This window comes from Pseudomonas sp. ok272 (assembly GCF_900109995.1).
Taxonomy (GTDB): domain Bacteria; phylum Pseudomonadota; class Gammaproteobacteria; order Pseudomonadales; family Pseudomonadaceae; genus Aquipseudomonas.
In genome coordinates, this window is record NZ_FOCB01000026.1 from 21,075 (window position 1) to 31,212 (window position 10,138).

Genomic DNA, 10,138 nt, shown 5'->3' on the forward strand with positions numbered 1-10,138 from the left:
CCCCTTCGCGAGCAAGCCCGCTCCCACAGGGGATCCAGGGCGGGTGCAGGGTGTGTGGTCACTGAAGATCCGGGTGGGAGCGGGCTTGCTCGCGACAGCGTCCTCACTGACGAAACAACTCCCCCGGGGTAAACCCGAACAAGCCCTTGAACGCGGCAATGAAGGCTGAGGTCGAGTCGTAGCCGCTGGCCAGCGCCGCGTTGGTCACGCTGTCGCCGTTCTCCAGCACACTCAGTGACGTCAACAACCGCATGCGCTGGCGCCAACTGCGAAAGCTCAGGCCGGTTTCGCGCTGGAACAGGCGCATCAGGGTCTTCTGCGAGGTGCCCATGCGCTCGGCCCAGCCCTGGAGGGTGACGCTTTGCTCCGGGCGCTCGATCAACTCATTGCACAAACCCAGCAACCGCGGGTGCCGAGGCAGCGGCAGGGAGAAACCGACTTGCGGCAGGCTGGCCAACTGATCCAGCAGCACCTGCACCAGCCGCGCCTCGTGGCTGTCGCCTTGCGGGTACTCCACTGGCAGCAGGCAAAACGACTTGATCAACTCCCGCGCCAGCGGCGTGACTTCCAGCACCCGGCACCGGCCGTCCGCCCACGGACAGGCTTCGCGGCGCACGTACAGGCTGCGCATCTCCGCGCGCATCGACGTCACCACCTGATGCTCCAGGTCAGCGGGGATCCAGATGCCCCACTGCGGCGGCGCAAAAAAGCTGCCTTCGTCGGTATGCACGCCGAGCACGCCGCTGATGGCGTAGGAAAACTGCACCCAGTCGTGGCGATGAGGCGGCGTCCACGAGCCGGCATTCAGGCTTTCCGCCCGCGCATACAACGGCCGCGGCAACGCCGTCAGGGTGGGGATCCTGCGTTCGAGGGAAACTTGTCCGTTAGCCGACATGGAAGGACCTTACATCGCGAGACGGGCGAAAGCCCCGACCTTAGGCCATGTCAACGACACTGACAAACTCAATCAGCGCTCGATGATCACCGTCACCCCCTGGCCACCCGCGGCGCAGATCGAAATCAGCCCGCGCCCCTGGCCGGCGGCATCCAGCAGCTTGGCCAGGTTGGCGACGATGCGCCCACCGGTCGCGGCAAACGGGTGGCCGGCCGCCAGCGAGCTGCCCTTGACGTTGAGCTTACTGCGGTCAATGGCGCCCAGCGGCCCGTCCAGGCCCAGGCGGGTCGTGCAGTAGTGCGCGTCCTCCCAGGCCTTCAAGGTGCACAGCACTTGGGCGGCAAACGCTTCGTGGATCTCGTAGTAATCGAAGTCCTGCAGGCTCAGGCCGTTGCGCGCCAGCAAGCGTGGCACCGCGTACACCGGCGCCATCAGCAGCCCTTCGGCACCGTTGACGAAATCCACCGCCGCCGCTTCGCCGTCACGCAGGTAGGCGAGGATCGGCAGGCCGCGCGCCTTGGCCCACGCCTCGCTGCCCAGCAGCACCAGCGAGGCGCCGTCGGTCAGCGGCGTCGAGTTGCCGGCCGTCAGCGTGCCCTTGGCGCTCTTCTCGAAGGCCGGTTTCAAGGCCGCGAGCTTTTCCAGGGTCACGTCCGGGCGCAAGTTGTTGTCGCGGGTCAAGCCCAGGAACGGCGTCATCAGGTCGTTGTGCCAGCCCTCGGCGTAGGACGCCGCCAGCTTCTGGTGACTCTGCAGCGCCAGTTGGTCCTGTTCGCTGCGGGGAATGTCCCAGGTCTGGGCCATCAACTCGCAATGCTGGCCCATGGACAAACCGGTGCGCGGTTCGCCATTGCGCGGGAACTCGGGGATCAGGTCCCGGGGGCGCAGTTGCAGGAAGGTCTTGAGCTTGTCGCCGGTGGTCTTGGCCCGGTTGGCCTGCAGCAGGACCTTGCGCAGGCCTTCGCTGACGCTGATCGGCGCATCCGAGGTGGTGTCGACGCCACCGGCAATGCCGCAGTCGATCTGGCCCAGGGCGATCTTGTTGGCCACCAGCAACGCCGCCTCCAGCCCCGTGCCGCAAGCCTGCTGGATGTCGTAGGCCGGGGTCATCGGCGACAGCCGCGAGCCGAGCACGCACTCGCGGGTCAGGTTCATGTCCCGCGGCAACTTGAGCACCGCCCCGGCCACCACTTCACCGAGGCGCAGGCCATGCAGGTTATAGCGCTCGATCAGGCCTTCGAGCGCGGCGGTGAGCATTGCCTGGTTGCTGACGGTGGCGTAGGCCCCATTGGAGCGGGCGAACGGAATGCGGTTGCCACCGATGATCGCGACGCGACGTAGCTGGGTCATGAAAGACTCCCTATCAATGTCTGAATGCTCCACCTCACTCTGTGGGAGCGAGCCTGCTCCCACAGAGGGGCCGCGCTGGTTTGGGCATCGTGCTCGATCCCACATGGAACGATCTGCTGCGATCAAGCGTAGGCTTTATCTCGCCAATCGAACGACTGATCACGATTCTTGGTCCACACTTTGAACCTCACCTGTGAGAGGACGTTCCATGTCAGACCGGTATATCGACTTCGCCAATTCGTCCCTCGGCCAGCGCCTGGTCGCCGCCCTTGGCCTGCCGTCGCCGGCGCGCCTGGAGCGCTGGGAGGCGGGTCGCCTGCGGCCGGTGGACGGTGCGCTGCTGCTGGGTGGCGGGCCGCTGGCACGCAACGTCAGCGCATTCGCCCACAAGCTCACCGAGCACATCTACAGCTACGGCCCCGAGCCGTTGCTGGCCCAGGCGTGGATTCCCGGCCACGGGCCCACGCTCAAGGCCGTGCTGTTCGACGCCAGCGACCTGCAACACACCGGGCAGCTCAAGCAGTTGCGCGAGTTCTTCCAGCCGTTGCTGCGCAACCTCGATCACAGCGCCCACCTGGTGATTCTGGGGCGCGACCCGCAGACTCTCAGCGACCCATTCGCCGCCAGCGCACAGCGGGCGCTGGAGGGATTCAGCCGTTCACTGGCCAAGGAATTGCGCAACGGCGGCACCCTGCAGTTGCTGTACGTCGGGGCCGGGGCCGAGGATCAACTGGAGGGCGCGCTGCGGTTCTTCCTGTCGCCCAAGAGTGCCTATGTCTCGGGCCAAGTCGTGCGGCTCAAGGCCTGTGCCACCCAGGTCCAGGACTGGACCCGTCCACTGGCCGGGCGCCAGGCGCTGGTCACCGGCGCGGCGCGGGGCATCGGCGCGTCGATTGCCGAAACCCTGGCCCGCGACGGCGCCGAGGTGGTGTTGCTGGACGTACCCGCGGCCAAGGCCGATCTCGACGCCCTCGCCGGCCGCCTGGGCGGGCAGGCCATCACCCTGGACATCTGCGCCGAAGACGCCGCCACGCGCCTGATCGAGCAACTGCCCGGCGGCATCGACATCGTGGTACACAACGCCGGCATCACCCGTGACAAGACCCTGGCCAACATGACCCCGGAGTTCTGGGACGCGGTGCTCGCCGTCAACCTCAACGCGCCGCAGGTCCTGACCAAGGCCCTGCTCGACAGCGGCACCCTGCACGACAACGGCCGGGTAATCCTGCTGGCCTCGATCAGCGGCATCGCCGGCAATCGCGGGCAAACCAACTACGCCGCCAGCAAGGCCGGCTTGATTGGCCTGGCGCAAGCCTGGGCACCGCTGCTGGAGGACCGCGGGATCAGCCTCAACGCGGTGGCCCCCGGATTCATCGAAACCCAAATGACCGCACACATCCCCTTCGCCTTGCGTGAGGCCGGTCGGCGCATGAGTTCCCTGGGGCAAGGCGGCCTGCCGCAAGACGTCGCCGAAGCCGTGGCCTGGCTCGCCCAGCCGGGCAGTGGCGCGGTCAGCGGGCAAGCGTTGCGCGTCTGCGGACAGAGCGTCTTGGGAGCCTGAACATGACGATCCAGTGGCAGTCCCTGAGCCATCCACCGAGCCTGCCGGGCCTGTATTGGCGAGCGGCCACGCGCCGGCAGATCACCGGCAACGCGCTGCCCAAAGAGGGGCTGCGTTGCTGGGTCAGTGTCGAACCGGGACGCCTGGCGGCCTATCGCAAGGTCTGCGGCTACCCCGAGGGCGGCGTGTTGCCGGCCACCTACCCCCATGTGCTGGCGTTCGGGGTGCAGATGCACGTGCTGACCGCCGACGCGTTCCCGTTCCCGCTGCTGGGGCTGGTGCACCTGGCCAATCGCATTCGCCTGTTGCGCCCGCTGGGCAGTGTGGGACGGGTGCAGGTCAGTGTGCAGGTGCACAACCTGCAACCGCACCCCAAGGGCGCGACGTTCGAGGTGCTCACCACCCTGGACGACGCCCTGGGACCGCTCTGGGAAGCCGAGAGCCAGATGCTCTGCAAGGGCGTGAAACTGGCCGGCGATCCACCCGAGCCGGTGCCGCACCGCGCGCTGGCGATGGCCGACGCCGGACGTTGGTGGGCGCCCAGTGAGATTGGCCGCCAATACGCCAGGGTCTCGGGCGACTACAACCCGATCCACTTGAGCGCCATCAGCGCCAGGTGCTTCGGTTTCCCGACCGCGATTGCCCATGGCTTGTGGATCAAGGCCCGCGCCCTGGCGGCGCTGAGCAGCCACCTGCCGACGGCGAACGTCGAGATCGCGGTGCAGTTCAAAAAGCCGGTGCGCCTGCCCAGCGAGGTCATGCTATCGGCCAGTGCCCCGGGCAACCACGGTGACGTGCAACTGGTCGGTGCCGGTGGACTTGAGCACCTGCGGGGCACTTGGCGGCCACTGGCTTGATCCCGGCGCCATCGGCCCCCTTCACGCTGATTAATTGTGTGTATATCACTTAAGTGAGTTAACGGGCCGCCGCCGCTTTACTCCCCCTGCCCTGCTTGATTTAAAACAGCTTTATTCAACCACCTGCTTCATCCCCCTGCCCTTGGTATTAATCCTTAGGCGCGACGGCGCGCGCTTTATATAAGGGGTTAATACCAACTTGAGAATGGCGTGCAACAGCACCTGAATTAAAGATGTTGGCAACGGACGAGGCATTGCCAGCGAACGAACCGGCAAGCCATCGAAAACCACGGTCGTTGTACAGGTGCAAGGAAACTCCCTCATGAACACTCACGTATTGTTGAAAACCAGTACCGCATTGGCCCTGATCCTGAGCCTCAGCCTGGCCGGGTGCAGCAGCGGCGGTGGCGGTCATCACAAGAGTTCCAGTTCATCGCCAGACTCCACCGCCGGCGCGGGTAGCGGTGGCGCCGGCAGTGGCGGCTCAGGCACCGGCGGAACCGGCGGAACCGGTGGCGGCGACACCGCGGGGACCGGTGGCACGGGCGGCGGCACCAATCCGGGTGACGGCGGGACCAATCCCGGTGGTGGCGGGACCAACCCCGGAGGCGGCGGCACCAATCCCGGCGGCGGCGGGACCAATCCTCCAACCAACCCTCCCCTGGTCACCAGCACCATTGTTTCTGACCTGGGCAAAACCGTGAGTGGCGTGGGTGACGGCGTCAGCAACATCGGCAACGGTCTATCGAACGTGCCCGTCGTCGGCGGCGTAGTGGCCAGTGCCGTCAACACCACCGGCAACGTGGTCGACACCGTGGGCAAAAGCCTGACCGATGGCCTGGGCACCCTCGGCACCAACCCCAATGCACTGAGTGACACCACCGCCGTGGCCGGCAACGTGGTGTCGGACGTCGGCACCGGCGTCACCGATATCAGCGGCAAACTGGCGACCGCCACCCAGAACATTCCGGTGGTGGGCGGCGTGATCAGCAAGGTCACGCCGGTGCTGGGCAACGTCGGCACCCAGGTGACCATGCTGGGCAACACCGTGACGGACCTCACCAGCGGCAACAACAGCCCCGTGGCGGCACTGACCGATGGCGTGGGCAACAAAGTCCTGGTCCCCGTTCTCTCCCTGGCGCAGAACGTCACCGGCCAAGTCGGCAGCGCAACCGGTCTGGGCAACCCGATCAATGGCCTGCTCAATGGTGTCGGCGGCGCCCTGGGCGCGGCGGGCAGCAAAGTCACCGCAGCCGGTGGCGGCAATCCGGTCACCGGCACCCTGGGCGGCGCGCTGACTAACGTGGGCACCACCGTTGGTGCCACCGGTGGCCTGGTGGCCAACGCCGGCACGGGCTCCGGCAGCGGCGGCTTGGGCGGTGGTCTGGGCGGCGGCCTGCTGCAAACCGTCGGCGGCGCGGTGGTCAACCTGAGCAACGGGGTCAACATCGGCAACACCAACACCACCATCAGCACCGCCACCGGTACGGGCGTGACAGGTGGCGGCCTGGTTGCCTCGCTCGGCGGCAGCGGCCCGAACCTTGGCCCAACCGCCGGCTTGACCGGCGTTGGTGCCACCGTGGGTGCCGCATTGAATCCAGTCACCAGCGGCGTCGCCGGCCTGACCCAACAAATCGGCGGCGCAACCGGCCTGGGCGGTCCCGTCGCCGGCCTGACCAATCAGTTGGGCGGCGCGGTCAGCGGCCTGGGCAACACCATCACCGCAGCGGCGCCAAACCCCGTGGTTGCCGCGGTGGGCGGCACCGTCAACGCGGTCGGCGCAACAGTCGGTTCGGTGGGTAATCTGCTCAACGGTGCCACGGGTGGCACTGGCGGTACGACAGGTGGTCTGGGTGGTCTGCTGGGTGGTTTGACCGGCGCCCTGGGCAGCCACAAAAAATAGAATTGCACCTGGCCGATTCGACGGCCCTTCCTACAGCGCCTACGCTTGGTTGAGGGCGGAAGATTCTGATGAGTCTTCCGTCTTTTTCTTATCTGGAGCATGACGTCGTCCGACCCCAATCATGGCCGAGAACCTGAGGGGCGCCGCGGACTGACAGCCCTCTAGCGATGCCGCTGTTTTGACCATGGAGTGTCCTATGCGCGCTTTGGCTTCTTTGCTGGTTCTCACCTGTTGCACCTATACCCACGCCGACTCCCTTCCCAGCTTCCTCAACACCAACGAAACCACACGCACCCTGCCGGCGCCCAACCTGCCCGCAGATGCCTATCGTCCGCCGGCAGCGCCCTTGAACGTGCCCGAGCCCTCGGCCACCGCCGGGCAACCACTGATGATGGGCACCCAGGTCACCATCGGCAAACTGCAGATCGAAGGCGGGACGATCTACCCGTTGAGCGAGCTGGCCGTGGCCTATCAACCCTTGCTCGGCCACCAGACCACCCTGGCCCAATGGATCGAGGCCACCCGCGACATCACGCGTCGCTACCAGGCCGACGGCTACCTGCTGTCCTACGCGTTCCTGCCGCAGCAGTCGTTCGACCAAGGCGTGATGCGCGTGGTGCTGGTGGAGGGTTACATCAAGGACTACCAAGTGCAGGGCGATGTCGGACGCTCCAAGGCCTTGCTCGACAAGTTGGTGGCCAAGCTCTCGGCCGAACGCCCACTGACCCGCAAGACGTTCGAACGCTACACCACGCTGATGAGCCGTATCCCCGGGATCACCCTGCAAGCCCAGGTGCCGCCACCCGGCACCACCGACGGCGCCAGCTACCTGATGGCCCAGGCCAGCCGCAAACCGTTCGGCAGCACCTTGAGCATGCTGGAAGACAACCGCAAGGGCACCCAGGCGTTGCTCGGCGTGAGCAGCCAGTCGCAGACTTCCATGGGTGAAAAACTGACCCTCACCGGGCTGTTCCCACCGGGGGACGACCACGAAAAATACTACCAACTGGACTACAGCCAGTTCCTCAACGCCGAGGGCACCCAACTGGTGGCGTCCGGCTCCCGCTACCGCGCCGATCCGGCCGCCGTGCTGGTCACGGACAACGGCTACGAACTCAAGTCCCACCGCGAAACCGATCGCTACTCCCTGGGCTTCACCCATGCGCTGGTGGCCTCGCCCACCGAGCAATTCAACGCCGGGGCCAAGGTCTACACGGTGGACGACAAGACCCACTACACCGTGCGCGGCTCGAACCTGACCGCCGACGACAAAACCAACATCCGCGCCCTGGCCGTCGAAGGCGACTGGCGCAAGGCCGATGAGCGCCAACTGCGCATCATCAGCGCCGGCATGTATCAAGGCATCAATGACTTTGGCGCCCGCACCAACAACCCGGCCTACGACCTGGACTTCTTCCGCGCGCGGTTCTCGGGGGTACAAAGCAATAAGTTCTTCGACAACTGGCAAGGCGTGCTGTCAGCCGCCCTGTACTGGAGCGACGACACCCTGCCCGACAGCGAACGCGCGGTGTTCGGCGGACAGAACTTCGGCCGCGGCTACCCCGACGACCAGGCCTCCGGCGACAAGGGCTGGGGCGCCGCCTATGAAGTCAACTACAGCTTCAACCGCGACGGCACCTGGGTCCGCGTGCTGCAACCCTACGTGGTCCTGGACCGCGCCAAGACCTGGTTCAACACCCTGCCGGTAAAGGGCAGCGACCTGTCCTCGGCCGCCGTCGGCCTGCGCTTTGGCGACGCCAAGTACTACAACATCGCCCTGGAAGCGGCCAAGGCCATGTCCGACGAAGCGCTGGACACTTTCAATCGGCGCACGCGCTACAGCTTGAGCTTTAGCTATCAGTTGTAGGGCTGGCTCGCTTCGTGGATGCTTCGTGGATGAGTGGGCCCATTACTGGGCCCGCTCTTTACTTCGATACACCTCGGCAAATATCTCGGTAATTGGCCGCCGCGGCTGGCGCTTGTGCAAGGCGCGCACCTGTTCGCTCATGCGCAGCAACTCTGGGCTGGGCTTGGCCCATTGCTCTTTGGGCAAGGGCTCGGACCACTGGCGCATGACCTCGGGCAGCGCTTGGCGGCCCTTGGCCTTGAGGCGGCGGATTTCCCATTCGACCAGGTGGTTGGGCACCGTCCAGAAGGTCATGACGTGGTACAGGTACCAGATGAAACCCGACAGCCGACCGATATGGCCGTCGCGGATTTCTTGGTGCATGCGCGCCCGGGCGTTGTAGAACGTGTGCAGGCCTTCGTGGGGCGGGTCGTCGGGGCCTTGCAGGTCGAGGGGGTCCTGGATCGATTTTAGGTCGTTGACCTCGTATTCCATGAAGCCGCGAATCGCCTCCCAATGGCTGATGGCCAACGGCAAGCCGGCGCAGGGGAATTCCACGCTGGTGAGGCGATCTTCATGATAAAAACCCAGGCCCATGCCGTACTGGCGGTGAACCCCATATTGGGTCACGCCCTGGGCTTCGATGACCCAGGCGGAGAGGGATTCCCAGGGAATAAACGTCGGCTCGGTGGCACCGTTAAGCATGAAGCAGACTTCACGGCGTTGGCGGTTGAAGCGAGTGGGAATGAGGGTGATGCGCTTGTTGTGGACGTTGAGCCAGACGGCGAGGCAGATGAATAGGGTGAAGAAGCCGGTTACTAAGGCGTATCCGTAGGCGGCATCAAACGCCCCCACAAAAGCGTCAGAGATATCATCCCAACCAAGGCCAAATAAAAAAAACATAAAGCTGGCAAACAGTGGAGCTAGGACTGTAAGCATAAAGATGAGCGTAAATGGCACCCCGAGGGTCATTTGCCACATAAAGACTTCCGGCAAGGGCATCCCGAAGTCGATGTATACATCGTTCAATTCGTCGATATGCGGCCCGTGGGGCGGCAACGGCAACGGCGAGGGCAATGGCAGCGGTGCTAAATAGGTCACTCGGCCACTGGGGAACGGCTCAACATCACCCGCCTTGTAAGGCTGTTCAAGTTGCGGTTGGGGTATGGCGCTATCAAGGTTATCGGCCATGTTCAGCCCGCTCTTTACTTCGATACACCTCGGCAAATATCTCGGTAATTGGCCGCCGCGGCTGACGCTTGTGCAAGGCGCGCACTTGTTCGCTCATGCGCAGCAACTCTGGGCTGGGCTTGGCCCATTGCTCTTTGGGCAAGGGCTCGGACCACTGGCGCATGACCTCGGGCAGGGCTTTGCGGCCCATGGCCTTGAGACGGCGGATCTCCCATTCGACCAGGTGGTTGGGCACCGTCCAGAAGGTCATGACGTGGTACAGGTACCAGAAGAACCCCGACAGCCAACCGCGCTGGCCGTCGCGGATCTCTTGGTGCATGCGCGCCCGGGCGTTGTAGAACGTGTGCACACCTTCGTGGGGCGGGTCGTCGGGGCCTTGCAGGTCGAGGGGGTCCTGGATCGACTTGAGGTCGTTGACTTCGTACTCCATGAAGCCCCGGATCGCCTCCCAATGGCTGATGGCCAACGGCAAGCCGGCGCAGGGGAATTCGACGCTGGTGAGGCGATCCTCATGATAAAACCCCAGGCCCATGCC

Annotated in this window: 7 protein-coding genes and 1 pseudogene; 4 read left to right on the forward strand and 4 right to left on the reverse strand. The window is 65.1% G+C overall.

What is annotated here, in order from left to right; genetic code table 11:
• Positions 1-103 precede the first annotated feature (103 nt).
• Positions 104-895 (reverse strand): AraC family transcriptional regulator, encoded by a 792-nt coding sequence (locus BMW74_RS23595; protein ID WP_093426518.1) that lies wholly within the window; start codon positions 893-895, stop codon positions 104-106.
• Positions 896-967: 72 nt separating this feature from the next.
• Positions 968-2,245, reverse strand: coding sequence for an acetyl-CoA C-acetyltransferase (locus BMW74_RS23600; RefSeq protein ID WP_093426519.1), 1,278 nt, complete (start codon positions 2,243-2,245; stop codon positions 968-970).
• Between the two features lie 208 nt (positions 2,246-2,453).
• On the opposite strand from BMW74_RS23600, the gene BMW74_RS23605 reads away from it, so the two are divergent.
• The 4 genes from BMW74_RS23605 to BMW74_RS23620 all read left to right on the forward strand — a co-directional run bounded on the left by BMW74_RS23605 (position 2,454) and on the right by BMW74_RS23620 (position 8,433).
• Complete coding sequence (locus BMW74_RS23605; RefSeq protein ID WP_093426520.1) at positions 2,454-3,806, forward strand: 3-oxoacyl-ACP reductase; 1,353 nt, start codon at positions 2,454-2,456, stop codon at positions 3,804-3,806.
• 2 nt (positions 3,807-3,808) lie between these two features.
• A complete protein-coding gene (locus BMW74_RS23610; RefSeq protein WP_093426521.1) occupies positions 3,809-4,663 on the forward strand; it encodes a MaoC family dehydratase in 855 nt (284 codons plus the stop codon).
• A gap of 322 nt (positions 4,664-4,985) precedes the next feature.
• Entirely contained in the window at positions 4,986-6,566 is a 1,581-nt protein-coding gene (locus BMW74_RS23615) for a collagen-like triple helix repeat-containing protein (protein ID WP_093426522.1), read from the forward strand.
• A 196-nt stretch (positions 6,567-6,762) separates the two neighbouring features.
• On the forward strand, positions 6,763-8,433 hold the full coding sequence (locus BMW74_RS23620) for a ShlB/FhaC/HecB family hemolysin secretion/activation protein (protein ID WP_093426523.1): 1,671 nt from the start codon (positions 6,763-6,765) through the stop codon (positions 8,431-8,433).
• A 42-nt stretch (positions 8,434-8,475) separates the two neighbouring features.
• Here BMW74_RS23620 and BMW74_RS23625 read toward each other — a convergent pair whose 3' ends face one another.
• Positions 8,476-9,603 carry a hypothetical protein gene (locus tag BMW74_RS23625; RefSeq protein WP_093426524.1) on the reverse strand — a complete coding sequence of 376 codons (1,128 nt, stop codon included), beginning with the start codon at positions 9,601-9,603 and terminating at the stop codon, positions 8,476-8,478.
• Positions 9,593-10,138: pseudogene (locus tag BMW74_RS23630) on the reverse strand (hypothetical protein); the annotation flags it as partial. The gene BMW74_RS23625 and the pseudogene BMW74_RS23630, both read right to left, overlap by 11 nt.